This window comes from Kitasatospora sp. NPDC048662 (assembly GCF_055587065.1).
Map to the genome: position 1 here is coordinate 444651 of NZ_JBVJHA010000002.1, position 26412 is coordinate 471062.

Below are 26412 nucleotides of genomic sequence, written 5' to 3' on the forward strand. Positions count from 1 at the left end.
GCGGTCCAGGGTCGTACGGCGGTTCAACGGCGGGCGGTGGGTGAGGGTGGGGCCCGCCGCATCGAGCCTACGATCCTGCACCCACAGACCCCTCCGGCGCACGTTCCCCGGTCAGGCTCCTGCGCTGCCGTCCCAGCGGGCCGCCCGCAGATCGACCCGCGGTTCGCCGGCCACCGTGCGCAGCGGGGTACCCTCGGCCCGGTACTCGGGCAGCGCCCGGTGTTCGTGGCCGGGCAGCGGCCGCCCGTCCGCGCGGATCACCCGCCACCAGGGCACCGAGCCGCCGTACAGTGCCATCACCCGGCCGACCTGGCGGGGGCCGCCGCGGCCCAGGTACTCGGCGACGTCGCCGTAGGTCATCACCCGGCCCGGCGGGATCCGCTCGGTCAGGTCGAGCACCGCCTCCGCGTACGGCGGGATCTCGCTCACGTCGTCCGGCTCGGTCATCCGACGTATTCTTCCCCATCCGGTCGATTTCCCGCACCCCCGGCGGGCAATGCGGCACGCGGGATACCGCCCCTGGACCGCACCGGGGTTCCGGGCATGGCAGCATCTTCGGGGCAGTGCGACACGCGAGGAAACAAGACCAGATGACCGGGACGGCTGAATTGAACGTGGACAAGGGCTCCGAGGAGTCCGCCACCGACGGTTCCGCCGAGCGGGGCCACGACGCCCCGCCGGTCGACCTGCGCCACCGGGCGCGGGACGCGCACCACACGGGGGAGGACGCGGTGGCCGCTCAGCTGCCGCCGGACGACGGGTCGGACCGTCCGGGCACACCGGACCGGCCGCCGGAGCGACCGGACCAGCACAAGAACGGGCAACCCGACGGGCAGCCGGCCGAGCCCTCGGAGGAGCCCTCGGACGGGCCTTCGGAGGAGCCCTCGGAGGAGCCGTCGGAGGAGCCTTCGGACGAGGAGCAGCCCGAGGCGGAGGAGCCGGCCGGCGAGTACCTGGCGGTCGACGAGCCGCTGCTGCCGCCGCGCGCCCACCGGCCCTCGGACCTGCTGCGGTTCCTCGCCGGTCTGCTCGGCATCGTCGCGGTGTTCGTGCTCGCGCAGGTGGCGGTCTCCACCACCAGCGGCATCGAGAACGACATCACGGTCAACGCCAAACGCATCCCCGACCTGCTGTCCACGATCTCCGCGCTGGTCTCCTCGATCGCCGTGCTGGCGGTGCCGCTGGCGTTCGCGGTCGAGCGGCTGATCAAACGCGACGGCCTGCGGGTCGCCGACGGCGTACTCGCCTCGGTCCTCGCCTACGGCGTCTCACTGGGCGTCGACTGGTGGGTGGCGGCCAGCGCCCCCGAGGAGATCCGCAACGCGCTGACCCAGTTCCCGCCGGGCCACGAGGAGACCCTCACCGACCCGGTGCACGGCTACCTCGCCCCGGTGATCGCGTACATGACCGCCGTCGGCATGTCGAGCCGGCCGCGCTGGCGGGTCGCGCTGTGGATCGTGGTGATCCTCTCCGGCGCGACCGAGCTGGTCAACGGCTACACCACCCCGTTGTCCCTGCTGCTCACCGTGCTGATCGGCTGGTCGGTGGCGTACGGCACGCTGTACGCGATCGGCTCGCCGAACATCCGGCCGACCGGGCAGCACCTGATGATCGGCCTGCGCAAGGTCGGCTTCACCCCGTCCGCCGCGCACACCGCCCCCGACGGCCCCGGCGGCACCCGCCGCTACCTGGTCGTCCAGCAACACGGGCCGCTGCTCGACGTGCACATCATCGACCGCGAGCAACAGGCCTCCGGCTTCTTCTACCGGGCCTGGCGGCGGCTGCGGCTGCGCTCGGTCGCGGTCCGCCGCAGCCCGCAGTCGCTGCGCCAGGCACTCGAACAGGAAGCGCTGATCGCCTACGCGGCCGCCGCTTCCGGGGCCCGTGCCCCGCAGCTGGTCGCCACCTCCGAGCTCGGCCCGGACGCCGCGATCCTGGTGTACGAGAACGTGGCCGGCCGCACCCTGGACGAGCTCGCCGACGAGGAGGTCACCGACGCGGTGATGACCTCGTTCTGGACGTCGGTGGCCACCCTGCACGAGCGCCGGATCGCGCACCGCCGGCTCACCGGCGAGTCCCTGCTGGTGGTGGACGACCGCACCGGCTGCCTGATCAACCTGTCCGGCGGCGACATCGCGGCCGGCGACCTGACGCTGCGCATCGACGTCGCCCAGCTGCTCACCACCTTCGCGCTGCGCACCGGCCCGGAGCGGGCCGTGGCCGCCGCCACCGAGGCGCTCGGCCCGGCCCGGATCGCCGAGGCGCTGCCGCTGCTCCAGCCGGTCGGCCTGAGCCGGCAGACCCGCGGCGACCTGCAGCGGATGACCAAGGAGCGGAAGGCCGCCGCGCAGGCGCTGGCACTCAAGCAGGTCGCGGCGGGCGAGCGCACCCAGCAGCAGGCCGAGGAGGACATCGCGCAGGCCGGCGAGGACCTGCTGTCCAAGCTGCGCGGGCAGATCCTGCAGATCGCCCCCGAGGCGCCGATGGCCCCGGCCAAGCTGGAACGGCTCAAGCCGAAGACGCTGATCATGGTGGTGGCGCTGACCTTCGCCGCCTACCTGGCGCTGACCACGATCCGGCCGGACCAGTTCAAGGTCTCCCAGATGAACTGGGCCTGGGCGGCGGCCGCGCTGGCCGCCGCCGGCGCCTCGTACGTCGCCGCGGCGATGAGCCTGACCGGTTTCGTCCCGGAGAAACTGCCCTTCGGCCGGACGGTGGCCGCGCAGCTCGCCGGATCGTTCGTGAAGCTGGTCGCCCCGGCGGCGGTCGGCGGCATCGCACTGAACACCCGCTACCTGCAGAAGGCCGGCATCCGCCCGGTCCAGGCGGTCGCCTCGGTCGGCGCCTCGCAGCTGGCCGGGCTCGGCGGCCACCTGCTGCTGCTGTTCGCCTTCGGCCTGATCACCGGCACCCAGACCAACGGCGACCTGGGCGCCTCCCGGGCGGTGATCATCGGGGTGCTGTCCGCCGCGGTGCTCGCCCTGGTGGTGGCCGCGGTCGCCCCGCTGCGCCGGTTCGTGGTGACCCGGGTCCGCTCGCTGTTCTTCGGCGTGATCCCGCGGATGCTCGACCTGATGCAGACCCCACGCAAGCTGATCACCGGCTTCGGCGGCATCGTGCTGCTGACGCTGTCCTTCACCGCATGCCTGGACGCCTCGGTGCAGGCCTTCGACGGCGGCGCGCACGTCACCTACGCGGCCGTCGCCGTGGTGTTCCTGACCGCCAACGCGGCCGGTTCGGCGATCCCCACCCCGGGCGGCATCGGCCCGGTCGAGATCGCCCTGATCGGCGCCCTGACCGTGGCCGGCGTCCCCGCCACCGCGGCCACCCCGGCGGTGTTCCTGTACCGCCTGCTGACCTTCTGGCTCCCCGTCCTGCCCGGCTGGATCGCCTACAACGTCCTCCAGCGCAAGGGCGCGCTCTAGGGCCTAGCTCTTCGGGTACGCGGCGGCGATCCGGGCCAGCATCTCCTCCCAGGGCGTCGGCGTCAGGCCGAAGGTCTCGCGGGTGGCGGTGTCGTCGAGCACGAACGGGCGCTCGAACTGGTAGGCGGTCTCCCGGGCGGCACGGATCGTCGGGTTGACCAGGCCGAGCAGGGCGAGCACCGGGCGTGGGATGCCGGTGACCTTCGCGGCCGGCCGCCCGGCGGCGGCGCACAACTCGGCGATCACCTGCCGCTGGCTGCGTGGCGCGTTGCTCGGCACGTGCCAGGCCCGGCCCCAGGCGCGCTCGTCGGCGCCGACGGTGACCAGCAGGCGGGCGACGTCCTCCGGGGCCGTCCAGCTGTGCGGCGCGTCGGGGTCGCCGAGGACCTGCACGGTGTGGCCGGCCAGGGCGCGGGAGAACGCCCGGTCGTCGAGCGCGCCGAGCGCGTTCGCCGCCAGGTAGTCGGAGCCGCGCACCTCGGTGACCCGTACCCGCCCGGCCTGGTGCGCGGCCAGCGCGTCGCGCCACATGGTGGCCCGCACCTCGCCCTTGGTGGAGACCGGCCGCAGCGGCGTGCCGGGGCTCATCGGCCCTTCCACCACGCCGTAGCCGTACAGGTTGGAGACGGTGGCCAGCACCGCGCCGCCGCGCTCGGCGGCGGCGAGCAGCGAGGCGGCCAGCGGTGGCCAGACCTCTGGCCAGCGGTGGTAGGGCGGGTTGGCGCAGTTGTAGAGGACCTCGGCGCCCTCGGCGACGGCACCGAGCGCCTGCTGGTCCGACGCGTCCAGCTGCTGCCGCCGCACGCCTTCCAGCGGGGCGGCGGAGGCGGCGCTGCGGGTGACCACCACGACCTCCTCGCCGCGCTCGGCGAGCAGCCGTGCGGTGGCCGAGCCGACCGGCCCGGCCCCGACCACCACGTGCTTGCCCATCGGACTCCCCCGCTCTCTCGAACATCCGCGCCACTGCCGACGCAGGTGTGCTGTTCCGCACCCATGGTCACGCAAAACCGCCCGACCGGGGGAATTCCCCTGGTCGGGCGGTTCGCTGAATGCCTGTCAGCGCACGGCGCGGCGTTGGGCCTTCGTCAGTAGACGGGCTTCTCCGGCTCGATCTGGTTGACCCAGCCGATCACGCCGCCGCCCAGGTGCACCGCGTCCGCGAAGCCCGCGGACTTGAGCACGGCCAGCACCTCGGCCGAGCGGACACCGGTCTTGCAGTGCAGCACGATCCGCCTGTCCTGCGGCAGGTCCTGCAGGGCGTTGCCCATCAGGAACTCGTTCTTCGGGATCAGGCGGGCGCCCGGGATGTTGACGATCTCGTACTCGTTGACCTCGCGGACGTCGATGATGTCGATGTCCTCGCCGCTGTCGATCCACTCCTTGAGCTGCTTGGAGGTGATCGTGGAGCCGAGCGCGGCGGCCGAGGCCTCCTCCGAGACGACACCGCAGAACGACTCGTAGTCGATCAGCTCGGTGACGGTCGGGTTCTCGCCGCACACCGCGCAGTTGGGGTCCTTGCGGACCTTCACCGAGCGGTACTGCATCTCCAGGGCGTCGTAGATCATCAGCCGGCCGACCAGCGGCTCGCCGATGCCGGCCAGCAGCTTGATCGCCTCGTTGACCTGGATCGAGCCGATCGAGGCGCACAGCACACCCAGCACGCCGCCCTCGGCGCAGGACGGGACCATGCCCGGCGGCGGGGCCTCCGGGTACAGGCAGCGGTAGCACGGGCCGTGCTCGGCCCAGAACACGCTGGCCTGGCCGTCGAAGCGGTAGATGGAGCCCCACACGTACGGCTTGCCGAGCAGCACCGCGGCATCGTTCACCAGGTACCGGGTGGCGAAGTTGTCGGTGCCGTCGACGATCAGGTCGTAGCCGGAGAAGATCTCCATCACGTTGTCGTTGTCGAGGCGCTCCTCGTGCAGCACCACGTTGACCAGCGGGTTGATCTCCTTGACCGAGTCGCGCGCGGACTCGGCCTTGGAACGGCCGATGTCGGACTGGCCGTGGATGATCTGGCGCTGCAGGTTCGACTCGTCGACGGTGTCGAACTCGACGATGCCGAGCGTGCCGACACCGGCGGCGGCCATGTACATCAGGGCCGGCGAGCCGAGGCCGCCGGCGCCGACGCAGAGCACCTTGGCGTTCTTGAGCCGCTTCTGCCCGTCCATGCCCACATCGGGGATGATCAGGTGGCGGGAGTACCGGCGGACCTCTTCGACGGTGAGCTCGGCGGCCGGCTCGACCAGGGGTGGCAGCGACACGGGGACTCCGATGGTCGTCAGTTTCTCGTTCGACTACGCCAACAGTGTCACGTGCCGGGGGTATTCCAAGACAGCAGGTCCACTTTCTGAGATGGCCGGCGTCGGATGGCGAGACTTCGCACCCGGCGCCGAACCCCCTGGTCAGGCCGCGCCCGCCCCGATCAGACCCGGCAGGCGGTCTCCAGCCAGACGTCCCCGAGCGACTCCTCCAGCGGCACCTGTGTCCGCCATCCGAGACGGTCCCGGGCGGTCCGGACGTCCGCCTGCCGCCAGTGCACCGGCTCGGCGGCGGCCCGCGCCTCGGCCGCCCGGGCACCCTCCGTGGCCGTCTGCTGCGCGGGCAGCACCACCTGGCGGGCGTCCTCGCTGATCGTCCCCTCGAAGCCGGACGCCCGGACCAGCAGGTGCGCCGCCTCCCGCGCCCGCACCGCGTGGCCGCTACCGATGTTGATCACCCCGGTGGCCGCGGACACCGCCGCCGCCTGGATCGCCCGCGCCACGTCCCGGACGTCCACGAAATCCCGGTAGCCGGACAGGTCCGGCATCCGCACCTGGGCCTCCTCCTGCTCCAGCGCCCGCCGCAGGCCCTCCGCCAGCCGCCCGAACAGCGAGGCCGTCGGCGACCCCGGGCCGACCACGTCGAACACCCGCAGCACCAGCGCGTCCAGCCCCGAACTCAGCACCAGCTCGGTGCCCGCCAGCTTCGACACCCCGTACGGCCCGACCGGACGCGGCTCCGCGCCCTCCGGGATCGGCCCGCCCGGCTGGGTCGGCCCGTACTCGGCGGCCGACCCGACGTGCACCAGCCGGGCGGGCTCCCGGCTGCGCCGGATCGCCTCGCAGACCGTCGCCACCGCCAGCGTGTTCGCCCGGATCAGCGCCCGGGACGTCCCGTACGTCGCCCCCGCGCAGTTGATCACCACCTGCGGGGCGACCGCGTCCAGGAACCGGGCCAGCGCGCCCGGACTGCCCGCGGCCAGGTCGAACCTGATGTCGGCGGAATCGCCCCGGCCCAGCACGGTCACCTGGAGCCCCTCCTCCGCCAGCAGCCGGTCGGCGACCCGCCGGCCGATGAACCCGTCGGCTCCCAGCAGCAGCACCCTCATCGGGCCCAAGTCCTTCCATCAGGCCCGGCACCGGCCGGGCAACGAGATTCGATCGACAAGTCGGAGTACGCCCCCGGCCGGGTGCTCAGCGGCCAGGCGTGCCCGGCCAGCAGGACGGCCGGGCCGAGCGCGGCGGCCAGCACCGGGCCCGGCGGCGGCGCCCCGAGCCAGTGCGCGGGGCCGGGCAGCGAGAGGACGGCGGCGCCGGTCGCGGCTGTCAGCACGGCGACCGCGGCGGTGCCGGGCCGCCCCGCGCCGCGCACCACACCGGCCAGCAAAGGCAGCACGCCGCACACCAGCAGCGCGGCCCACGCGGTACCGCCACGCCCACCGACCCCCGCCCGGGCGAGTACCGCAAGCACCGCCAGCTGCGCCAGCACGGCCAGCGGCAGGACGGGGCGCAGCCGGGAGCGGAACTCCCGCAGCGTGGCGAGTGCCGTCTGCCGCTGCCCGAACCGGCGCAGCCGGGCCGCGCCCCACCCGGCGCTCGCACCACCGAGGGCGACCACCAGCGCCGTGCCGGGGGCGGCGGCGCAGAGCAGGGCGAGCAGCAGTCCGCTGCCGGCGCCCTCGCCGAGCGCGGCCCAACGGGAGGACCACCAGGACGACCGGCGCCCGGCCCGCACCGGATCGTCGAGCAGCCCGTCGTCCGGCTGCCACCCGACGACCGCCCCCGGCGGCGCCGCACCCGACGGGACGGCGACCAGCGCGTGCCCGCCCGCGCCGGCCAGCACCGCCAGCACCCCGCCCGCCACCCCGCCGAGCGCGGCGGCCGGCAGCAGCGGCAGCAGGTGGACGGCTGCGCCGCACAGCGCGGCGGGCAGTCGCCGCGGGGCCGGAGCGGGCGCCAGCGGTTCGGGGGGCGGCGGGCGGCGCGGCACCCGGGCGTACAGCTCCTCGGCGAGGCCGAAGACGTCGGCGTGCCGGTAGCGGGCGGCGCCGTCGGCGGCCAGGCCGGCGTCCTCCAGGGCGGCGGCGATCTCCAGCGGGTCCACCGCCCGCTCGCACAACTCGCGGTTGGCGTCCAGGAGTTCACGCACCGGGTCGGCTGATGGCGAAGAGGCGGTCACACGGCCTCCGCGAGCGCGGGCAGCGAGGTCCCGCCAGCCGCCACCCAGTACTCGGCGGGCCGGGCGAACGGCCGCGCCGGAACGCCGGGGCGGGCCGGGAACGCCGGGTGGCGGGAGATCAGTTCGAGGTAGATCTCGCGGAACGCGCCGACCACGGGCTCGACGCCGAAGCGTTCCTGCGACCGCAGCCGACCGGCCAGCCCCAGCCGGGAGCGCCGCTCGTGGTCGCGCAGCAGCGCCAGGCAGGCCCCGGCGAGGGCGCGCGGGCTGCGCGGCGGCACCAGCAGCCCGGTCGGGCCGAGCACCTCGCGGGCCACCCCGACCTCGGTGGCGACCACGGCCCGGCCGCTGAGCATGGCGTCGGCGAGCAGCCGGGGGCTGCGCTGGGCGAGCGCGCTGAACACCACGGCACTGCCCGCCGCCCAGGCCGCGGCCAGGCTCTCCGGCCGCCCGGCGAACTCGACGGCCCCGGCGACGCCGAGCCGCTCGGCGATCGCCTCGCAGTGCGCCAGGTAGCCGGGCGCGCCCTCCTCGCCGTACATCCGCAGCCGGGCGTCGGGCAGTTCGGCGCGGACGTGCGCGAAGGCGTGCAGCATCAGTTCGGGGTCGCGGCCGGGTTCCAGCGCGCCGGCCCAGACCAGGGTGGGCGCCTCGGGTTCGGCCCCGGCGGCGGCCCGTCCGGTGGCGGGGGTGCCCTCGTGGATGACCCGGGTGCGGGCGGGGTCGCCACCGCAGTGCCGCTGCCACTGCTGGTCGTAGGCGCTGCCGGGGGTGAGCACGGCGGCCTGCCGGTAGGTCTCCTCGGTGAGCTGCCGGAAGAACGACAGCAGCAGGGCCCGCACCGGCCAGCGGTAGGGGGCGGAGCGGTAGCCGCGGTACTGCTCGCGCAGGTGCAGGCCGTGCTCGGTGACCACGAACGGGACGCCGTGCACTTCGCGGGCGACCAGCGCGGGCAGTGCGGCCGGCCCGCCGCCGACCACGTGGCACAGATCGGCGCCGCCGAGCCCGGCCGGGCCGGTGCCGTACCAGGGCGCGGACAGCGGCCGCAGGCACTGTTCCAGCAGGTCGGCCGCGACCAGCACGTCGCAGACCTGCGGCTGGCCGCCGGCGGTGTCGGCGCCGGGCATCCGCCAGATCCGCTCCAGCGCGCGGTGCGCGTGGCCGGAGGCGAGGAACGCGGGCAGCGCCTCGTCCTCCCGCCCGAGCGCGGCCAGCCGGTACAGCGCGGGCCCGAACCCGGCCCGCTCCCCGGGCATCACCAGCGCGCGGACCAGCTCCTCGTACGCCCGCACGTAGGCCCGGCGGCGCAGCGCGGCCGGCCCGCGGCCACCCGGGCGGCGCCCCCACATGGGCAGTTCGTGGACGCCGTGCAGGCCGCGCACCCCGGTGGGCGGTGCGGGACGATCGCCGGGGAGCAGCCGGTAGAGCCGGAACTCGTGCTCGGGCAGGCCCTCGACCAGGCGGCCGCACCAGCCTCCTCCACCACGCTGCGCGTTGGTGTGACCGCCCTCGGTGAGCAGAGCTATGCGCACGACGCCTCCTGAGCACGAGCGTTTCGACGGGTTCCGGCCCTACGACACAGGAAGTGCGTCCGTGCTCGACGGCCCTCCGGCCGGCGTTCGCTCCCCCGCGTCCGCCACCGTCGCCGTCTCGCCCCCCACACCTGTTCGGTCCGACAACACGACGGTAGAGCGCCGGGCCGGACCCCTTGGGGGCCCGGCCCGGCTTGCCACCTGATCGAGTGAACGGCCGTGACCTCGCGCGTCTCGGCCGCGTTCTCGCCCGAAGCGCCCGGTGCACCCAGTGCGCCCGAAGCGCCCGGTGCGCCTCACCGGCCGTCAGCGTCCGTCGTCGGCCTCCACGAGCAGTTCGCGCACCGCGCGGGCCACCGGCTCGGGGTGCTCCAGCATCGCCACGTGCCCGGACTCGGGCAGCACCAGCAGCCGGGCGTCCCGGAACGCGGCGCAGGCCCGCCGGGCGGAACGGTAGGAGACCAGCTTGTCCTTGAGCCCGTACACCAGCAGTACCGGTACCTCGACCTGCCGGGCCTGCCGCCACAGCGACTGCTCGCCGCGCTCGGTGTAGGCGCTGACGATGCCGCGCGCGGACCCGGCCAGCGCCTGCAGCGCGTACGGCAGCGCGGTACGGCGCCGGTACTCGGCGACGGCGCGGGCCCGGCGGTGCGCGGGGATGCCCTCGGGGTCGCCGTAGACCAGCCGCAGCAGTTCGGCGGTGGCGCTCTCCGGGTCGCTGGCGGCGCCGCGGCGGCGGAGCAGTTCGGCCACGCCGGGGACGGCCAGCAGCCCGGTGGGCCAGGCGGTGCGCTGCGGGGGCAGTTCGGGCAGCGCCGGGGAGATCAGGGTGAGGCTGCGCACCAGGTCGGGGCGGAGCGCGGCGAGCCGGACGGAGACCGCGCCGCCGAGCGAGTTGCCGAACAGGTGGACCGGTCCGCGGCCGGTCTCCTCCAGGTAGCCGATGACGGCGCGGACGTGGCCGGAGACGCTCAGGTTGCCGTCCAGCGGCGGCGCGGACCAGCCGAAGCCGGGCAGGTCGACCGCTTCGCCGTCGACGTCCTCGGAGAGCTGTTCGAGCAGCTCCAGCCAGTTGTCGCCGGAGCCGCCGAGCCCGTGCACGAACAGGGCGGGCGGGAGTCCTTCGCGGGGTTCGGTGTGGCGGCTGACGGCCACTGCCGCTCCGGGCACCTCGACGGTGCGGTAGGGCTCCAGGGCGGCGAGAGGATGCTGGGCGGCGCTCATGGAGGACGATGGTAGTGAGGACGGCCTGCCACCGGCGCGATTCGGGCCGGTCCCGACCCGTTACTGGGTCCGTCCGGACCTGTGGACACCGCTGGTCCGGGCCGTATTGTGGGCTCCCGACAAGGGCGGTGGTGCGCTTTACTCGGCTTCACCCGCGCAACAGCGGGTTACCGAAAAGTAGAATCAACACCTTGCAGCCCATCGCAGACCGTGAAGTGAGGAGCGCCGTGACGGCCATCCAGGAGGCGCAGGAGCGTCCGCGCGGTGCCCGCCTGCCGCGAAGCGCCCGCCGTGAACAACTGCTCGGAGCCGCCCAGGAGGTGTTCGTCGCCCAGGGCTACCACTCGGCCGCCATGGACGACATCGCCGAGCGGGCCGGCGTCAGCAAGCCGGTCCTGTACCAGCACTTCCCCGGGAAGCTGGAGCTCTACCTCGCGCTGCTGGACAAGCACTGCGACGCCCTGGTGGACGGCACTCGGGCGGCGCTGGAGGCGACCAACGACAACAAGCAGCGGGTCGCCGCCACCATGGAGGCCTACTTCCACTACGTCTCCAGCGAGTCCGGCGCGTTCCGGCTGGTCTTCGAGTCGGACCTGACCAACGAGCCGGCCGTGCGCGACCGGGTCGAGCGGGCCACCGACCTGAGCGCCACCCTGGTCTCCAAGGTGATCGCCGAGGACACCGACCTGCCGGAGGCGGAGGCCAAGCTGCTCGCGGTCGGCGTCTGCGGCATGGCCCAGATCACCGCCCGGTACTGGCTGTCCCAGGAGTCCGAGATCCCGCGCGACGAGGCGGTCCGGCTGATCGCCAGCCTGGCCTGGCGCGGCCTGAAGGGCTTCCCGATGCACCCGGCCCCGGAGGGCTCCGGCGCCACCGGCGAGTGAGCGCCGATTCGGCCCTGAGCGGACCGACCCGGGACGTTCGCCTCCCAGCCGCTCCCCTGCCTTAAGGTGAAGCCCGTACGGCGCGCCGCCCGCGAACGGCGGTTCGAGCGCGCGCGGCCAGCTACCGGAGGGACGGAAGCCGTGGAGGTCAAGATCGGCGTGCAGAACGCGAACCGGGAGATCGTCCTGGAGAGCGCGCAATCTGCCGAAGAGGTCGCGGACGCGGTCGCCAAGGCCCTGGACGGCAGCGCCAAGGTGCTCACGCTGTCCGACGAGCACGGCCGCAAGGTGATCGTCCCGGCGGACCGCCTCGCTTACGTCGAGATCGGCGAGCCGTCCGTCCGCAAGGTCGGTTTCGGCACGCTCTGAGCACACAGCACGGCGCCCCGTTCCCCCACCTGGGGGGACGGGGCGCCGTGCTGTGTACCGGAGGCCCCGGGCGGGTAGGCGGTGGGTGCTCCAGCGCCGCACAACCCCGGGAGGCAGCCGTGTGGGAGACGACCGCGTTCGTCCTGATCGGCTTCGCCGTCGGGTTCGGTGCCCTGCTGGCCCGGCCCGGGCTGTTCCCCGGGTCGCGCGCGCTGCCGGTCGGCACCGCCCTGGTGTCCGCCGTGCTGGCCGGGCGGCTCACCCACTACGTGATGGACGGGCACGCCCCGGCGGTGCAGCTGGCGGTGTCGGCCGTGGTGGCGGTCCTGCTGGTGTCGGTGCCGGCCCGGCCGGACCTGTCGCCCCGTCGGCCCGGCGGCGGGCACCGCCACGCCTGACGACCGCTCAGGACGCCAGACCGAGCGCGGCCATCCGCTTGGTGTGGGCCTCGGTGATCCGGTTGAACATCTTGCCGACCTCGACCAGGTCGAAGCCGCGCACGTGCGCGCCGCCGACCAGCAGGTTCGACAGCGCGTCCCGCTCGGCGACCACCCGCTGCGCCTGGCTGAGCGCCTCGCCCATCAGCCGCCGGCCCCACAGCGCGAGCCGGCCGCCGACCCGCGGGTCCTCCTCGATCGCCTGCCGCACCCGGTCCACCGCGAACTCGCCGTGCCCGGTGTCGGCCATCACCCGCAGCACCAGGTCGCGGGTGTCGTCGTCCAGCCGGACCGCGACCTCGCGGTAGAAGTCGGTCGCGATGGCGTCGCCGACGTACGCCTTGACCAGGCCCTCCAGCCAGTCGGACGGGGCGGTCATCCGGTGGAAGGCCTCCAGCGGCTCGACGAACGGCTCCATCACCGCGACCGGGTCGGCGCCCACCTCGGCCAGCCGGTCGTGCAGCAACTGGTAGTGCTGGAACTCGGCGGAGGCCATCCGGGCCAGCGCGGCCTTCTCCGCGATGCCGGGCGCGAACTTGGCGTCCTCGGCGAGCCGCTCGAAGGCGCTCAGCTCGCCGTACGCGAGCGCGCCCAGCAGGTCGAGCACCGCCGCGCGGTACTGCGGGTCGGCGGCCCGGGCCGTCCAGGGCCCGATCGAGTCGGTGATCCCGTCACCGGGTTCCTGAGTCTCCATGGCACCTGACCTTAGTGGTCCCGACGGGTGCGAGGACCGCCCGCCGCCGTCCCGCCACCCGGGCGCGGCCGGTCGGAGTATTCGCCGTCACGTGTTCGAGTCGTCGCTTGACTGTATGGTAGGTAGCGAGGCCAGGTGTAACCCCGCGCGGCCCGTCCGTTCAACGGCAGGCCGCGCAGTCGTACCCGGTGGCGTTCCGCCGCCCGGTGCACCGCACCCGGCGCTCACGTACGCGGATGCCCGGTCGGAGACCCGATCGGCTCCGACCTGGCCCGAGCCTCGGGCCCAGGCACCGCATCAGGCCGAGCGAGGGCCGCCGCGGACCGCGCCGCGATGCGCCGGGCCGCACGCCCCCGTCAACGGGACGCCCTCCCCCGCGCCGCCCGCCCGACGCGCCCCTCACCGGGCAGCGCGGGCACGGCAGGACGCGCTCGAACTCGGCCCCTCCACACGGAAGAGGCAGCACCCTGTCCACCACCGCCGAACCCACCAAGACGACCTTCCGGGAACTCGGAATCCTCCCGGAGACCGCCGAAGCCCTGGAGGCCGTCGGCATCGTCCACCCCTTCCCCATCCAGGAGATGACCCTGCCGGTCGCACTGACCGGCCACGACGTCATCGGCCAGGCCAAGACCGGCACCGGCAAGACCCTCGGCTTCGGCCTCCCGCTGATCGAGCGGGTCGTGGTCAAGGCCGACGTCGCCGCCGGCCGGGCCACCGCCGAGCAGCTCACCGACAGCCCGCAGGCGCTCATCGTGGTGCCCACCCGCGAGCTGTGCACCCAGGTCACCAACGACCTGCAGACCGCCGGCAAGGTCCGCAACGTCCGCGTCCTCGCCGTGTACGGCGGCCGCGCCTACGAACCGCAGGTCGAGGCCCTGAAGAAGGGCGTCGACATCGTCGTCGGCACCCCCGGCCGCCTGCTCGACCTTGCCGGCCAGCGCAAGCTCGACCTGTCCCAGGTCCGCGCGCTGGTGCTGGACGAGGCCGACGAGATGCTCGACCTCGGCTTCCTGCCCGACGTCGAGAAGATCATCACCATGCTGCCCGCCAAGCGGCAGACCCTGCTCTTCTCCGCCACCATGCCCGGCCAGGTCATCTCGCTGGCCCGCCGGTACATGAGCCAGCCCACCCACATCCGGGCCGCCGCGCCGGACGACACCGGCACCACCGTCGCCAACATCGAGCAGCACATCTTCCGTGCCCACTCGCTCGACAAGGTCGAGATGGTCTCCCGGATCCTGCAGGCCGACGGCCGCGGCCTCGCGATGATCTTCTGCCGCACCAAGCGCACCGCCGCCGACGTCGCCGACCAGCTCACCAAGCGCGGCTTCGCGGCCGGCGCGGTGCACGGCGACCTCGGCCAGGGCGCCCGCGAGCAGGCGCTGCGTGCCTTCCGCAACGGCAAGGTCGACGTCCTGGTCTGCACCGACGTCGCCGCCCGCGGCATCGACGTCGAGGGCGTCACACACGTCATCAACTACCAGTGCACCGACGACGAGAAGACCTACCTGCACCGGATCGGCCGCACCGGCCGGGCCGGCGCCTCCGGCACCGCCGTCACCCTGGTCGACTGGGACGACATCCCGCGCTGGCAGCTCATCAACAAGGCGCTGGACCTGCCGTTCAACGACCCGGAGGAGACCTACTCCACCTCCCCGCACCTGTACGAGCTGCTCCGCATCGCCCCCGGCACCAAGGGCATCCTGCCCCGCTCCGAGCGCACCCGGGCCGGCCTCGCCGCCGAAGAGGTCGAGGACCTCGGCGAGACCGGCGGCCGCGGCCAGCGCTCCGGCCGCACCGGTGGCGGACGCGGTGGACGCGGCGCAGCCCCCGAGACCCCGGCTCCCGCCGAGCGTCCGGCCCGCCGCAGCCGCGAGCGTCGCCGCACCCGCGGCGGCAACTCCCTCGCCACCGGCACCAACGCTCCGGCCGCCCCCGAGGTGACCACCGCCGAGCAGCCCGCCGCGCCCGCCGCGCCCGCCCCGGGCGAGGGCCGCAGCTCGCGCCGCCGCAACCGCAACCGCCGCAACTCCGCTGCCGCCGCCCCGGCCGTGGTCGAGACGGCCGCGGTCGAGACGGCTGCGGTCGAGACGGCTGCGGTCGAGACGGCTCCGGCGCCGGTGATCGAGGCCGCCCCGGTGGTCGTCGCGGAGCCGGTCGCCGAGACCCCGGCGGTCCGGGCCCCGCGCAAGCGCACCCGCAAGGCTGCCGCCGCCCCGGTGGTCGAGGTCGTCGTCGAGGCCGCCCCCGCCGAGCCGGTCGCCGAGACCCCGGCCGCCCGCACCCCGCGCAAGCGCACCCGCAAGGCTGCCGCCGCCCCGGTGATCGAGACGGTCGCCGAGGTCGTCGTCGAGGTCCCGGCCCCGGTGGTCGTCGCGGAGCCGGTCGCCGAGACCCCGCGCAAGCGCACCCGCAAGGCTGCGGCCGCGCCGGTGGTCGAGGAGACGGTCGAGGCCCCGGCGCCGCGCAAGCGCGCGACCAAGAAGGCTGTCGCCGCTGTCGAGGTCGTCGCCGAGGAGGCCGCCCCGGCGCCCCGTAAGCGCGCGACCAAGAAGGCTGCCGCCGCCGAGGTCGTCGCCGAGGAGGCCGCTCCGGCCCCGCGCAAGCGGGCCACCAAGAAGGCTGCCGCCGCCGCCGAGGTCGCCGCCGAGGAGGCTGCCCCGGCGCCGCGCAAGCGGGCCACCAAGAAGGTCGCCGCCGCCGCCGTCGAGACCCCGGCAGAGGAGATCCCGGCGCCGCGCAAGCGGACGACCAAGAAGGCTGCCGCCGCCGAGGTCGTGACCGAGGAGGCTGCCCCGGCCCCGCGCAAGCGGGCCACCAAGAAGGCCGCCACCGCCGAGGTCGCCGCCGAGGAGGCCGCCCCGGCGCCCCGTAAGCGGGCAACCAAGAAGGCCGCCGCCGCCGAGGTCGTGACCGAGGAGGCCGCCCCGGCCCCGCGCAAGCGCGCCACCAAGAAGGCCACGGCCGAGGAGATCCCGGCCCCGCGCCGGACCCGCAAGACCGTGGAGCAGTAACCCGCACCACCTCACCCGCCGGGGAGGGCCCGACCACCACCAGGTCGAGCCCTCCCCGTCGGCATTCCCACCCGCACAGGCCCCGCGCGCCGCCTGGCAGGGCCAGCGCCGTGCTGCCCCCCGATTCGCCGTCGGCTGCCGGACACCTGCCGCGCAGGGTGGCTCACCATGCCCCGCCCCGGGCAACAGCCGCCGAGCCGCGCCTCGGTGGCCGACGGGGCGCGCAGCCATCGACAGCGGACGCGCCACCTGGCAGGGCCGGAGCCATGCTGCGCAACAGTCGGCCCCGCTCCGCCCGACCCCGCGTCAGCAGTGGCCCCGTGCGCGTCGCCGCCCCGCCCATCCGGCCGTCGCCCCGGCCCCGTCCGACGGCCCTCGGCGTTTCGTCCCGCTCTGCCCGTGGCAGCCGGATGCGTGCTGCGTAGGGTGGCTCCGGGTTTTCGGGTGATCTGCCGGGAGGGCATGGAGTTATGAGTACGCCGCCGTTCTTGAAGCTGCCGGGGTGTGTGCGGGCCGTCCGGGTCGGTGGGCTGGCGGCGTTGCGGGGGGAGCCGGTGGGGGCGGTGCGGGGGACGGCGTTGCTGGTGCCGGGGTTCACCGGGAGCAAGGAGGACTTCATCGCGTTGCTGGAGCCGCTGGCCGAGGCCGGGTTCCGGACCGTCGCGGTGGATCAGCGCGGCCAGTACGAGTCGGGCGGCCCGGACGGCCCGGAGGCGTACACGGTGCAGGCGCTGGGTGCGGATGTCCGGGCGCTCTCCGCGGAGCTCGGGGCCGGGGGCGAGCCGCTGCACCTGCTGGGGCATTCGTTCGGCGGTCAGGTGGTGCGGGAGGCGGTGCTGTCGGCGTCCGACGAACTGCCGTGGGAGTCGCTGACGCTGATGTCCACGGGTCCGGGGGCGATCGATCCGGCGGAGGCGGCGCGGACGAGGCTGCTGCTGGACGCGCTGGAGTCGATGGACCTGGAGTCGATCTGGCAGGTGATGCGGCAGATGGACGGTGAGCGGGTGCCGACGCTGGATCCGGAGATCGCGGAGTTCCTGCACCGTCGCTGGCTGGCGAACCTGCCGCAGGCGCTGAAGGTGGCGGCGGCGCACCTGGTGGCGGCGCCGGACCGGGTGGACGAGTTGGCGGCGGTCGGGCTGCGGACGCTGGTGCTGTCCGGCGAGCGGGACTACGCCTGGCCGGTCGAGGAGCAGTCGCGGATGGCGGAGCGCCTGGGCGCGCTGCGCACCGTGGTGCCCGGCGCGGGGCACTCGCCGAACGCGGAGCGCCCGGCCGAGACGGCCGCGGCCCTCGCCGCGTTCTGGTCCGCGCAGGAGGTGTAGCGCGCGGCGCGCCGATTTCCCGGCGAATCCGGGCCACCAGCAGGCTTTCTGACGGTTTGTCAGAAGTCGGCTCCGGTTTTCGCGCGACAAGGATCGTTAGCTCGGGTAATATTTGACTCAGTCCGGAATCAGAACCTACGACGGCCGCACCCTCCTCCGGCCGTCGAAATCACGGATTTACCGGCGGGCAACCGCCAGGTAGCAGCGTCGCGGCACAGTGAGACAGGGGCATCGTCGCCTCCTTCCGGCTGCCGCACCGTAAGTGCCGCTGAAGAAGTCCTGCTTGAGAGTGGGGGGAGCGACAGGTGACTGCACCTGCCGGACGTCCGACCCAGCCAGTGCCGGCGAGCCATCGCGCGATGGCCTACCGCCGGCCGAGTCCGCCTCGGAGCCCGAGGGCGGGAAGGGAGAGGCCCATGCGTTTCGAGATCCTTCGCCTGGATCACGCCGGAGCGGAGACCGATCGGCTGATCGCCGACGCGGCGACCGTCTCCGAGTACCTGAGGACCGCCGCGCAAACCGGCGAGCGCCTGTACATCCGGCCGTGCAAGGCCGTGTGACCGGACGCGGACGAGCCGCCGAGCCGTCCGACGTTCCGATACCCGGCTGACGCCCCGTCACCACAGGAGACCCCTGGGACGACGGGGCGTCAGTGTGTTCGGGGGCCGCGACCTGCGGGGGTTTGGCGCCGGGTCACCCGGGACATCAACCCTGCCGGACCCGGGCCGTTGCCGGGGCGGCTCGTGGCGGACTCCTTCCGGGTGATCGTCCTTGACGCAGCAGTCCGGAGGGAGGACCGTTGTCGGTTATGAGGGGCGAGCCAAGCTGTCCGCGATGTGCCGGTCGGGTCCGCGCCCCCGGCCTCTTCTCCGACACCTGGCAGTGCGACCGGCACGGTGCCGTGCACCCGATGCAGCCGGTGCTGCCCCCCAGTGTCGAGGCGTTGAACGTCGCCGTGAACCGCTCGCAGGTGCCCGTCTGGATGCCCTGGCCGCTGCCGGTCGGCTGGCTGTTCACCGGGATCGCGCACGCGGGTGACGATCTGTCGGGTGCGCGCGCCACCGCCGTCGCCTGCTCGGGGCCGGCCCCGCTCGGCGGGTTCGGCGAACTGGTGCTGGTGGCCGAGGAGCTGGGCATCGGCCTGGGCGCCCGCTACGCGGGGTTGGACGGGCCGGACCCGGGCGACTCGGTGGCGCTGTACAAGCCGGCGGACGCCAAGCTGATGGCGGCCGGCCGGCCGACCCCGATGTTCCACGTCCCCGGCGCCCCGGACGACCGGGCGGTGTACGTCGGCGAGGCGCGCGGCCTGTGGCTGTGGGCGATCGCCTGGCCCGAGCAGTCAGCGCTGTTGATGCACGACGAGCTGGTGCTGACGGACCTGCGCGACGCGGGGGCCGAACTCGGCCTGCTGCCCTGCGGGGCGCTCTCCCCCCGCCTGCTCGGCTGACCCACTCCCCCCGCCCCGCGCGGCTCCCTATCCTGGGCGGCATGCGTATCGATCTGCACGCCCACAGCAATGCTTCGGACGGCACCGACTCCCCGGCCGAACTGGTCGCCAACGCGGTGGCCGCGGGCCTGGACGTGGTGGCGCTGACCGACCACGACACGGTGGCGGGGTACGGCGAGGCGACGGCCGCGCTGGCCGGGACGGGGCTGACCCTGGTGCCGGGTGCCGAACTCTCCTGCCAGGTGGGCGGGATCAGCATGCACCTGCTGGCGTACCTGTTCGACCCGGCGGAGCCGGCCTTCGCGGCCGAGCGGGAGCTGGTGCGCACCGACCGGTTCCGGCGCGGGCGGGCGATCGTGGAGCGCTGCATGGAACTGGGCGCGCCGATCAGCTGGGAGCAGGTGCAGCGGATCGCCGGGGCCGGCTCGGTGGGCCGTCCGCACATCGCGTCCGCGTTGGTGGAGGCGGGCGTGGTGGCGAGCGTCTCGGACGCGTTCACGCCCGAGTGGCTGGCCAACGACGGGCGGGCGGACGTTCGCAAGCACGAGACCGACCCGGCGCTCGCGGTGCGGCTTGTGCGGGCGGCGGGGGGCGTACCGGTTTTCGCTCACCCCGGAGCGGACAAGCGCGGCCGGACGGTTTCGGACCAGGTGATCGTCGATCTTGCGGCGGCCGGGCTGGCCGGGCTGGAGATCGACCACACCGACCACGACGAACCGACCCGGGCCCGACTCCGCACTCTGGCAAGCGAGTTGGGACTTCTGGTGACGGGCTCCAGCGACTACCACGGCAGCCGCAAGACCGTCCGGCTGGGCGAGTTCACCACCGCCCCAGAGGTGTACGAAGCACTGGTGGCACAGGCGACCGGAGCCAAGCCCATCACTGGGTGAAACACCCCGGCGCGTCCCATCGCACCCGAACGACGGAACGCCCAGAATGCCCGCCATGAACGACGCCATCGACGGCAAGGTCTTCGGCTCACTGTTCGTCACACTGTTCGTGATCATGGATCCACCGGGCATCATGCCGATCTTCCTGGCACTCACCTCCGGCCGGACGCCGCAGGTGCAGCGCCGGATGGCCTGGCAGGCCACGCTGGTGGCACTCGGGGTGATCACCGTCTTCGGGCTGTTCGGGCACCAGATCCTCGACTACCTGCACGTGTCGATCCCGGCGCTCCAGGTGGCCGGCGGGGTCCTGCTGCTGCTGATCGCCCTGGATCTGCTGACCGGCCGGATCGAGGAACCCACCCAGACCAAGGACGTCAACGTCGCCCTGGTCCCACTGGGCACCCCACTGCTGGCCGGGCCCGGGGCGATCGTCGCGGTCATCCTGGCCGTGCAGGGAGCCAGTACCACGACGCAGCACCTGGCGCTCTGGTCGGCGATCGTGGCCATGCACCTGATCCTCTGGGTGACCATGCGGTTCTCACTGTCGATCATCCGGGTGATCAAGGACGGCGGTGTGGTCCTGATCACCCGGCTGTCCGGCCTGCTGCTGTCGGCGATCGCGGCGCAGCTGGTGGCCAACGGGGTGTTCGCCTTCATCGCGGACAACGCCAAGTGACGGGCCGACGAGGGCTCAGTCCAGTGGGACGCCGCGGCGGTTCGGGTCGCGCAGGTCGGTGCTGTGCTTCAGCCAGCGCTCCTCCAGCGCGCCCGCGCCCTGGACGCGCTTGAACGCGGCCTCGTTGGGCGTCATCGGCAGCAGCGGCAGGAAGCGCACCGCCTCGGCGGGGGCCGGGAGTTCGAGGTCCTCGACCAGGCCGCCGGGCTCGGCGGCCAGCACCGAGGTGAACGGGGCGCCGGTCCACAGCGGGGAGCCCAGGTCGAGCGAGCCGCCGGGGGCCACCACCAGGCCCTCCACCTGTGGGCTGGCGGCGAACACCACCAGCGCCCGGTGCACCTCGTCCCGCCCGCCGCGCACGGTGAGCACCAGTTCGGCGCGCGGGCCGCGCACCGGGTCGGCGACCGGCGAGGACGGGTCGGCCATCGGGGCGGCGGACATGCCGAGCGTCGCGTAGCGGACCAGGCCCTCGGCGTCCGGGCCGAAGCGCAGCACCTCGATCCGGTCCGCGCCGACGAAGGTGACCGCGGCGCGGCCCGAGGGTTCGCCGAAGGTGCTGATCAGCCGGGCCTCGACGGCGGCCAGGACGGTCTGCCGGGTCGGGCCTGAGCCGTGGCCCGGGCCGGCGTCGGGATCGGAGAAGTCGCCGAAGAGCGGGAAGTCGTGCGCCATGCCGCGACCTTAGCGCGCGCGGCGGCGGGCCGACTTTGGCGCGACCTTTACCCGGCGGAGGCCGAACTCCGGGGCCCGGCACGGGGAAGAGCTGTTAATGTGAGCGGTCGGCCTTGTGAATACGAACCAGGGCCGCGACGGCCCCCGCGTGGGCCCCGGCGTGGAGGAGGTGGTCACGGTGGACAGCAGTCGACCATGCAGTACCGGCAGCTCTCTCCGGCCCACCCTGGCCCGCCGCCTGCACGGCTGACCTGGGCTCACACGCAGCGTGGCGTCCGGCCGGGAGAGCACCTTCCCCGGGGTCGAGCCGTCGAAACCCGCCCAGCAACGGTTTTCTGACGCATCATCGGCTCCGGCGTGTCCACCGGTGTTTCCCGCCGTCGCGTTCGCCCTGCCCTGCCGGGGCGCGCGCCGGTCCGGCCCAAGGAGTCCGCGCCATGTCGATGATCAACAACCTGCGCGCCGCCGTCGTCCGTCCGACCCGCCGCCGGGCCGGTGACGACCTCGGACTGCCCCCCGGCACCACCCCGTCCTCGGTGGTGGACTGCGCCGTCTACCAGCAGGGCAAGCGGATCGGCGAGACCTGCAGCCCGCGCGAGGCCGCCCGACAGGTGAAGGCGGCCCACCAGAACGGTCCCGGCTCGTTCAGCTGGATCGGCCTGCACGAGCCCACCGGCGCCGAGTTCGAGGGCATCGCGCAGCGCTTCGGTCTGCACCCGCTGGCGGTGGAGGACGCGGTGCACGCGCACCAGCGTCCCAAGGTCGAGCGGTACGACAACATGCTGTTCGCGGTGTTCAAGACCGTGCGCTACATCGAGCACGAGCAGCTCACCCCGACCAGCGAGGTGGTCGAGACCGGCGAGCTGATGGTGTTCGCCGGCCCGGACTTCGTGATCACCGTCCGGCACGGCGCGCACTCCTCGCTGCGCGCCCTCCGGCTCCGCCTGGAGGCCGACGCGGAGGGCACCGGCCTGCTCGCCGAGGGCCCCGCGGCGGTGCTGCACGCGATCGCCGACCACGTGGTGGACAACTACCTGCTGGTCGCCGAACGCCTGCAGACCGACGTGGACGAGATCGAGTACGGCGTGTTCGCCAACCGCGGCGGCAGCGGCGCCGATGTCGGCCGGGTCTACCAACTCAAGCGCGAGGTACTGGAGTTCAAGCGCGCCGTCACCCCGCTGCTGCGGCCGATGCTGCAACTGTCCGAGCCGGTCGCGCGGCTGGTCGACCCGGAGATGCAGAAGTACTTCCGGGACGTCGCCGACCACCTGGCCCGGGTCAGCGAGCAGGTGCAGGGCTTCGACGAACTGCTCAACTCGCTGCTCCAGGCCAACCTGGCGCAGGTCTCGGTCGCCCAGAACGAGGACATGCGCAAGATCACCGCCTGGGCGGCGATCTTCGCCGTCCCCACCATGATCACCGGCGTGTACGGCATGAACTTCGAGCACATGCCGGAACTCCAGTGGACGTACGGCTATCCGACCGTGCTCAGCGTGATCGCCCTGATCTGCGTCGGCATGTACCGGGGCTTCCGCCGCAACGGCTGGCTGTGAGGGGCCTCGGGTGGGGCGTCAGCGGCGCTCCGCCCGGGCCACCAGCACCAGGCCCAGCAGGATCATCCCGACCGCCGGGTAGGCGGCGACCGGCGGCCACTGGCCCAGCCACACCGCCGCGATCAGCGCCGCGCCCGGGGTCTCCAGCAGGATCGCCGTCGAGGTGACCGACGGGCCCAGCGTGCGCACCACCCGGTTGCTCAGCGAGTGCCCGAGCAGCTGCGCCGACACCATCAGCAGGACGATCTGCCACCACGCGGCGGCCGGCCAGCCCGACAGCCGGGTGTCCGTCAGCAGACACACCACCAGCAGCGCCACCGCACAGGTCGCGTAGCAGACCAGGGTGTACGCGGTGGTCGACAGCGTGCGCCGCACCTCCGCGCCCAGCAGCACGTACCCGGCCGCCGCCGCGCCCGCGGCCAGCGCCAGCCCGTCCCCGAGCAGCGCCCGCGGCGAGACCGACAGATCGACGCCGGTCAGCACCAGAACGCCCGCGAACGCCAGGCCCACGCCCAACCACACCAGCCGCGGCGCGCGCACCCCGAACAGGCGCATCAGCAGGATCGTCCACAGCGGAGTGGTCGTCACCAGCGCGGTCGCGGACGCCACCGACGTCATCCGCAGGCTGGGCATCCACAGCCCGAAGTGCAGCGCCAGCAGCACGCCCGCCCCCATCGCCAGCAGCAACGCCCGCCGCGAGATCCCGCGCAGCTCGGCCCGGTGCCGCCACAGCGCGTACGGGCCCAGCACCGCCACCGACATGCTGTTGCGCCAGAAGGCGATCGCCAGCGCGGGCGCGGCCGTCGCACTGATCAGCGGGGCGGACAGCGAGATGCCCGCGATCGACACCGCCAACAGCAGCAGGTCGGTACGCGGCAGCACCGGCCGCCGATCGACCACCGCGGACGCGGCGGGGGCGTTCATGGTGGTGGGCACGGCTCTCCTTCGGCGGAACGGGGGGGCAGGCTACACCGTAAGGTCTGTCTGCCCGTCATGGCACTGTCGTCCCGGGGGATGGACCCGTCCCCGGACGGCCAGGCCGTACGCTGTGCGGCATGGAGCGTACGACGACCGCGAGCCCGGCAGATTTCCTCGACCGGGCCCTGGTGGAGGAGTCCGCCAAGAAGTCCGGCCTGCTCTGGGTGCAGCCCGCCGGGCAGCCGCACGCCCGTCCGCTCTGGCACGCCTGGTACGACGGCGCCGTGATCGTCGTCGGCGACGGCGCCGAACAGCCCCTGCACGGCCTCACCGCCGGCGCCACCGCCACCCTCACGCTGCGCAGCAAGGACAAGGGCGGCCGACTGGTCACCTTCCCCGCCACCGTCACCGCCGTCGCCCCCGGCACCCCCGCCTGGGACGGCGCCGTCGAGGAACTCAAGGGCAAGCGCCTCAACGCTCCCGACACCGACACCATCGGCGACCGCTGGGCCCGCGAGTGCCGCATCCTCCGCCTGGAGCCCACCGGCCCCCTCACCCCCCACCCCGCCGACGCCCTCACCGCCACCCCCATCCCCACCCCGGCCACCACCCGCAAGCCGATCCCGGCCGGCCTCCCGAAGCTCCTCTTCAAGAAGAAGCACAAGAGCTGAAGCAAAGACAGGGGCGCGTGGGGGTACCTCCCGGCCCGCCAGGGCTGGGGGAGAACGGCGCAAAGCGGAAGGCACCCGTCAGAAGGCTCGCGGCACCCCATTGACCTGCCGCCCGACGCGCCCCCGCAGCACGCCCCTCCGCGTCCGCGCAGACTGGTGCGAAGGCAGGGCCGCGAGGCGGAAGGCGCCCGCCGGAAAGCTCGCGGCACCCCATTGACCTGCCACCTGGCGCGACCCCCGATAGATTTGCGGGGTTGTGTCCGTTTCCCCCCGGGGAGGGAGTCGTATGGCGGGGCCAGGCAGCCGGGTGTTCATCTCTCACCTCTCCGGGGTCGCGGTGTTCGACCCGAACGGCGATCAGGTGGGCCGGGTCCGCGACGTCGTGGTCTCGTTGCGTCTCGGTGGCAGCCCGCCCAGGGTTCTCGGGCTGGTGGTGGAGGTGATCGGCCGCCGCCGGATCTTCCTGCCGATGACCCGGGTGACCAGCCTGGAGTCCGGCCAGGTGCTCTCCACCGGGCTGCTGAACATGCGTCGCTTCGAGCAGCGCCCGTCGGAGACCCTGGTTCTCGCCGAGCTGCTCGACCGCACCGTCACCCGTACCAAGACCGCCGACGAGGTGACCGTGCTGGACGTCGCGATGGTGCAGACCCGCCTGCGCGAGTGGGAGATCGACAAGGTCTTCGTCCAGGTCGGAAGGCCTTCCCGGCTGCGCAAGGCCAAGGGCGAGCAGTTGCTGCTCGACTGGTCCGCCGTCACCGGCTTCTCGCTCGCCGAGGAGGGTCAGGGTGCGGCCAACCTGCTCGCCACCTTCGAGCAGTTGCGCCCGGCCGACCTGGCGAACGTCATGCACCACCTGTCGGCGAAGCGTCGCGCGGAGGTCGCGGCCGCTCTCGACGACGACCGTCTGGCGGACGTCCTGGAGGAGCTCCCCGAGGACGACCAGGTGGAGATCATCGGCAAGCTCAAGGAGGAACGGGCCGCCGACATCCTGGAGACCATGGACCCGGACGACGCCGCCGACCTGCTCTCCGAGCTGCCCACCGAGGACGCCGAGCGGCTGCTGCGCCTGATGGAACCCGCCGAGGCGGCGGAGATGCGCCGGCTGCTCTCCTACGAGGAGGACACCGCGGGCGGCCTGATGACCACCGAGCCGATCGTCCTGGAACCCGACGCCTCGGTCGCCGAGGCGCTCGCCCGGGTGCGGGTCTCCGACACCAAGCCGGCGCTGGCCGCGCAGGTGTACGTGTGCCGCCCGCCGAACGAGACCCCGACCGGCACCTACCTGGGCACCGTGCACTTCCAGCGGCTGCTGCGCGAACCCCCGTACACGCTGGTCGGCTCGATGGTGGACGACGACCTCGACCCGCTGCCGCCGAACACCCCGCTCCAGCTGATCACCTCCTACCTGGCCACCTACAACCTGGTGGCGGCGCCCGTGGTCGACGAGGACGACCACCTGCTGGGCGCGGTCACCGTGGACGACGTACTGGACCACCTGCTGCCGGACGACTGGCGCGAGGGCTCGGTGCACATCCCCACCGCGGAGGTGCCCGATGGACAGTGACCGCAAGCGTCAGCACGACTCGCCGGGCCAGCGGATCCAGGGCGAGCTGCGGGAGCTGCGCCAGCTGCGCGAACTGCGGGCCCGCGAGCAGCGGGTCCGCCGCGAGGAGCGCCCCGGCCAGGCCCCGGGCTCCCGCTCCCGGCTCGACCAGCCGCGCACCGGCCGCCCGGGCCTGATCCGCCTGCCCGAATGGGACGCGGAGGCGTTCGGCAAGCTCTCCGAGCGGATCGCCCGGTTCCTGGGCACCGGCCGGTTCATCGTCTGGATGACGGTGGTGATCATCGCCTGGGTGGCGTGGAACACCCTGCTCCCGCCCACCGTGCGCTTCGACAACTACCCGTTCATCTTCCTCACCCTGATGCTGTCGCTCCAGGCCTCGTACGCGGCCCCGCTGATCCTGCTCGCGCAGAACCGCCAGGACGACCGCGACCGCGTCAACATGGAGCAGGACCGGGCCCGCAGCGACCGCAACATCGCCGACACCGAGTACCTGACCCGCGAGGTCGCGGCGCTGCGGCAGGGCCTCGGCGAGGTCGCCACCCGCGACTTCATCCGCTCCGAACTCCAGTCGCTGCTCAGGGAGATCGACGAACGCCGGGAGCCCGTCGAGCCGCTGTGACCCGCGGCACGCTACCGGCGAGTCGGGGGCGGGGCGCAGCGCCGTACCATCAACA

General features: G+C 73.7%; 24 protein-coding genes. 14 read left to right on the plus strand and 10 right to left on the minus strand.

Going from position 1 to position 26412, the window contains the following annotated elements:
• Nucleotides 1–111 precede the first annotated feature (111 nt).
• Entirely contained in the window at nt 112–447 is a 336-nt protein-coding gene (locus ACZ6R9_RS07920) for an MGMT family protein (RefSeq protein ID WP_380487385.1), read from the minus strand.
• A gap of 143 nt (nt 448–590) precedes the next feature.
• Here ACZ6R9_RS07920 and ACZ6R9_RS07925 point away from each other — a divergent pair, with 143 nt between their 5' ends.
• Complete coding sequence (locus tag ACZ6R9_RS07925) at nt 591–3425, plus strand: lysylphosphatidylglycerol synthase domain-containing protein (RefSeq protein WP_380487388.1); 2835 nt, start codon at nt 591–593, stop codon at nt 3423–3425.
• A 3-nt stretch (nt 3426–3428) separates the two neighbouring features.
• Here the strand turns inward: ACZ6R9_RS07925 and ACZ6R9_RS07930 are convergent, their stop codons facing one another.
• From ACZ6R9_RS07930 to ACZ6R9_RS07955, 6 genes are all read right to left on the minus strand, one after another.
• Nucleotides 3429–4355 (minus strand): NAD-dependent epimerase/dehydratase family protein, encoded by a 927-nt coding sequence (locus tag ACZ6R9_RS07930; RefSeq protein ID WP_465537139.1) that lies wholly within the window; start codon nt 4353–4355, stop codon nt 3429–3431.
• Between the two features lie 155 nt (nt 4356–4510).
• Complete coding sequence (gene moeZ / locus ACZ6R9_RS07935) at nt 4511–5689, minus strand: adenylyltransferase/sulfurtransferase MoeZ (protein WP_380487393.1); 1179 nt, start codon at nt 5687–5689, stop codon at nt 4511–4513.
• 161 nt (nt 5690–5850) lie between these two features.
• On the minus strand, nt 5851–6795 hold the full coding sequence (locus ACZ6R9_RS07940; RefSeq protein WP_380487394.1) for an NAD-dependent epimerase/dehydratase family protein: 945 nt from the start codon (nt 6793–6795) through the stop codon (nt 5851–5853).
• Nucleotides 6792–7865, minus strand: coding sequence for a hypothetical protein (locus ACZ6R9_RS07945; protein WP_465537142.1), 1074 nt, complete (start codon nt 7863–7865; stop codon nt 6792–6794). Before ACZ6R9_RS07945 ends, ACZ6R9_RS07940 begins: the two co-directional genes overlap by 4 nt.
• Complete coding sequence (locus ACZ6R9_RS07950; protein ID WP_465537144.1) at nt 7862–9397, minus strand: DUF3492 domain-containing protein; 1536 nt, start codon at nt 9395–9397, stop codon at nt 7862–7864. The genes ACZ6R9_RS07945 and ACZ6R9_RS07950 overlap by 4 nt, the downstream gene beginning before the upstream one ends.
• A 306-nt stretch (nt 9398–9703) precedes the next feature.
• On the minus strand, nt 9704–10621 hold the full coding sequence (locus ACZ6R9_RS07955) for an alpha/beta fold hydrolase (RefSeq protein ID WP_465537146.1): 918 nt from the start codon (nt 10619–10621) through the stop codon (nt 9704–9706).
• 227 nt (nt 10622–10848) lie between these two features.
• Here ACZ6R9_RS07955 and ACZ6R9_RS07960 point away from each other — a divergent pair, with 227 nt between their 5' ends.
• The 3 genes from ACZ6R9_RS07960 (at nt 10849) to ACZ6R9_RS07970 (ending at nt 12272) form a co-directional block, all read left to right on the plus strand.
• Complete coding sequence (locus ACZ6R9_RS07960) at nt 10849–11505, plus strand: TetR/AcrR family transcriptional regulator (protein WP_465537148.1); 657 nt, start codon at nt 10849–10851, stop codon at nt 11503–11505.
• Between the two features lie 141 nt (nt 11506–11646).
• On the plus strand, nt 11647–11874 hold the full coding sequence (locus ACZ6R9_RS07965; RefSeq protein WP_465537150.1) for a DUF3107 domain-containing protein: 228 nt from the start codon (nt 11647–11649) through the stop codon (nt 11872–11874).
• Between the two features lie 119 nt (nt 11875–11993).
• Entirely contained in the window at nt 11994–12272 is a 279-nt protein-coding gene (locus ACZ6R9_RS07970) for a hypothetical protein (protein ID WP_465537151.1), read from the plus strand.
• 7 nt (nt 12273–12279) lie between these two features.
• Here the strand turns inward: ACZ6R9_RS07970 and ACZ6R9_RS07975 are convergent, their stop codons facing one another.
• Nucleotides 12280–13005, minus strand: coding sequence for a ferritin-like fold-containing protein (locus tag ACZ6R9_RS07975; protein ID WP_380487407.1), 726 nt, complete (start codon nt 13003–13005; stop codon nt 12280–12282).
• A gap of 581 nt (nt 13006–13586) precedes the next feature.
• Here ACZ6R9_RS07975 and ACZ6R9_RS07980 point away from each other — a divergent pair.
• The 6 genes from ACZ6R9_RS07980 (at nt 13587) to ACZ6R9_RS08005 (ending at nt 20360) form a co-directional block, all read left to right on the plus strand.
• On the plus strand, nt 13587–16022 hold the full coding sequence (locus tag ACZ6R9_RS07980) for a DEAD/DEAH box helicase (RefSeq protein WP_465537153.1): 2436 nt from the start codon (nt 13587–13589) through the stop codon (nt 16020–16022).
• A gap of 470 nt (nt 16023–16492) precedes the next feature.
• Entirely contained in the window at nt 16493–17347 is an 855-nt protein-coding gene (locus ACZ6R9_RS07985) for an alpha/beta fold hydrolase (protein WP_465537155.1), read from the plus strand.
• A 416-nt stretch (nt 17348–17763) separates the two neighbouring features.
• On the plus strand, nt 17764–17907 hold the full coding sequence (locus ACZ6R9_RS07990; RefSeq protein ID WP_380487414.1) for a hypothetical protein: 144 nt from the start codon (nt 17764–17766) through the stop codon (nt 17905–17907).
• Nucleotides 17908–18155: 248 nt separating this feature from the next.
• Nucleotides 18156–18794, plus strand: coding sequence for a DUF6758 family protein (locus tag ACZ6R9_RS07995; protein WP_380487417.1), 639 nt, complete (start codon nt 18156–18158; stop codon nt 18792–18794).
• Nucleotides 18795–18835: 41 nt separating this feature from the next.
• Nucleotides 18836–19684 (plus strand): PHP domain-containing protein, encoded by an 849-nt coding sequence (locus ACZ6R9_RS08000; protein ID WP_380487419.1) that lies wholly within the window; start codon nt 18836–18838, stop codon nt 19682–19684.
• A 55-nt stretch (nt 19685–19739) separates the two neighbouring features.
• The gene (locus tag ACZ6R9_RS08005) at nt 19740–20360 is read left to right on the plus strand and encodes a MarC family protein (RefSeq protein WP_380487422.1); all 621 of its coding nucleotides are present in this window, start codon (nt 19740–19742) and stop codon (nt 20358–20360) included.
• A gap of 15 nt (nt 20361–20375) precedes the next feature.
• On the opposite strand, the gene ACZ6R9_RS08010 is transcribed toward ACZ6R9_RS08005, so the two are convergent.
• Nucleotides 20376–21032, minus strand: a complete 657-nt coding sequence (locus ACZ6R9_RS08010; protein WP_380487423.1) for a suppressor of fused domain protein — start codon at nt 21030–21032, stop codon at nt 20376–20378.
• Nucleotides 21033–21469: 437 nt separating this feature from the next.
• Here ACZ6R9_RS08010 and ACZ6R9_RS08015 point away from each other — a divergent pair, with 437 nt between their 5' ends.
• On the plus strand, nt 21470–22585 hold the full coding sequence (locus ACZ6R9_RS08015) for a magnesium and cobalt transport protein CorA (RefSeq protein ID WP_380487426.1): 1116 nt from the start codon (nt 21470–21472) through the stop codon (nt 22583–22585).
• 18 nt (nt 22586–22603) lie between these two features.
• Here ACZ6R9_RS08015 and ACZ6R9_RS08020 read toward each other — a convergent pair whose 3' ends face one another.
• A complete protein-coding gene (locus ACZ6R9_RS08020; RefSeq protein WP_380487475.1) occupies nt 22604–23509 on the minus strand; it encodes a DMT family transporter in 906 nt (301 codons plus the stop codon).
• A 131-nt stretch (nt 23510–23640) separates the two neighbouring features.
• Between ACZ6R9_RS08020 and ACZ6R9_RS08025 the strand changes: the two genes are divergently transcribed.
• From ACZ6R9_RS08025 to ACZ6R9_RS08035, 3 genes are all read left to right on the plus strand, one after another.
• On the plus strand, nt 23641–24174 hold the full coding sequence (locus ACZ6R9_RS08025) for a pyridoxamine 5'-phosphate oxidase family protein (RefSeq protein ID WP_465537159.1): 534 nt from the start codon (nt 23641–23643) through the stop codon (nt 24172–24174).
• 286 nt (nt 24175–24460) lie between these two features.
• Nucleotides 24461–25738: a magnesium transporter MgtE N-terminal domain-containing protein gene (locus ACZ6R9_RS08030; protein ID WP_465537161.1), complete on the plus strand. Its 1278-nt coding sequence runs from the start codon at nt 24461–24463 to the stop codon at nt 25736–25738.
• Entirely contained in the window at nt 25728–26357 is a 630-nt protein-coding gene (locus tag ACZ6R9_RS08035) for a DUF1003 domain-containing protein (protein WP_380487433.1), read from the plus strand. Before ACZ6R9_RS08030 ends, ACZ6R9_RS08035 begins: the two co-directional genes overlap by 11 nt.
• Nucleotides 26358–26412: the final 55 nt, after the last annotated feature.

Excerpts from the sequence above, each read along its gene's own strand:
- ACZ6R9_RS08000 (WP_380487419.1), top strand. The coding sequence starts at position 18,836 with ATGCGTATCGATCTGCACGCCCACAGCAATGCTTCGGACGGCACCGAC.
- ACZ6R9_RS07980 (WP_465537153.1), top strand. The coding sequence starts at position 13,587 with ATGACCCTGCCGGTCGCACTGACCGGCCACGACGTCATCGGCCAGGCC.
- ACZ6R9_RS07990 (WP_380487414.1), top strand. The coding sequence starts at position 17,764 with ATGCGTTTCGAGATCCTTCGCCTGGATCACGCCGGAGCGGAGACCGAT.
- ACZ6R9_RS08035 (WP_380487433.1), top strand. The coding sequence starts at position 25,728 with ATGGACAGTGACCGCAAGCGTCAGCACGACTCGCCGGGCCAGCGGATC.
- ACZ6R9_RS07995 (WP_380487417.1), top strand. The coding sequence starts at position 18,156 with ATGAGGGGCGAGCCAAGCTGTCCGCGATGTGCCGGTCGGGTCCGCGCC.
- ACZ6R9_RS07985 (WP_465537155.1), top strand. The coding sequence starts at position 16,493 with ATGAGTACGCCGCCGTTCTTGAAGCTGCCGGGGTGTGTGCGGGCCGTC.
- ACZ6R9_RS08005 (WP_380487422.1), top strand. The coding sequence starts at position 19,740 with ATGAACGACGCCATCGACGGCAAGGTCTTCGGCTCACTGTTCGTCACA.
- ACZ6R9_RS07930 (WP_465537139.1), bottom strand. The coding sequence starts at position 4,355 with ATGGGCAAGCACGTGGTGGTCGGGGCCGGGCCGGTCGGCTCGGCCACC.
- ACZ6R9_RS07975 (WP_380487407.1), bottom strand. The coding sequence starts at position 13,005 with ATGGAGACTCAGGAACCCGGTGACGGGATCACCGACTCGATCGGGCCC.
- ACZ6R9_RS08015 (WP_380487426.1), top strand. The coding sequence starts at position 21,470 with ATGTCGATGATCAACAACCTGCGCGCCGCCGTCGTCCGTCCGACCCGC.
- ACZ6R9_RS08030 (WP_465537161.1), top strand. The coding sequence starts at position 24,461 with ATGGCGGGGCCAGGCAGCCGGGTGTTCATCTCTCACCTCTCCGGGGTC.
- ACZ6R9_RS08010 (WP_380487423.1), bottom strand. The coding sequence starts at position 21,032 with ATGGCGCACGACTTCCCGCTCTTCGGCGACTTCTCCGATCCCGACGCC.
- ACZ6R9_RS07955 (WP_465537146.1), bottom strand. The coding sequence starts at position 10,621 with ATGAGCGCCGCCCAGCATCCTCTCGCCGCCCTGGAGCCCTACCGCACC.
- ACZ6R9_RS07940 (WP_380487394.1), bottom strand. The coding sequence starts at position 6,795 with ATGAGGGTGCTGCTGCTGGGAGCCGACGGGTTCATCGGCCGGCGGGTC.
- ACZ6R9_RS07925 (WP_380487388.1), top strand. The coding sequence starts at position 591 with ATGACCGGGACGGCTGAATTGAACGTGGACAAGGGCTCCGAGGAGTCC.
- ACZ6R9_RS08025 (WP_465537159.1), top strand. The coding sequence starts at position 23,641 with ATGGAGCGTACGACGACCGCGAGCCCGGCAGATTTCCTCGACCGGGCC.
- ACZ6R9_RS07920 (WP_380487385.1), bottom strand. The coding sequence starts at position 447 with ATGACCGAGCCGGACGACGTGAGCGAGATCCCGCCGTACGCGGAGGCG.
- ACZ6R9_RS08020 (WP_380487475.1), bottom strand. The coding sequence starts at position 23,509 with ATGAACGCCCCCGCCGCGTCCGCGGTGGTCGATCGGCGGCCGGTGCTG.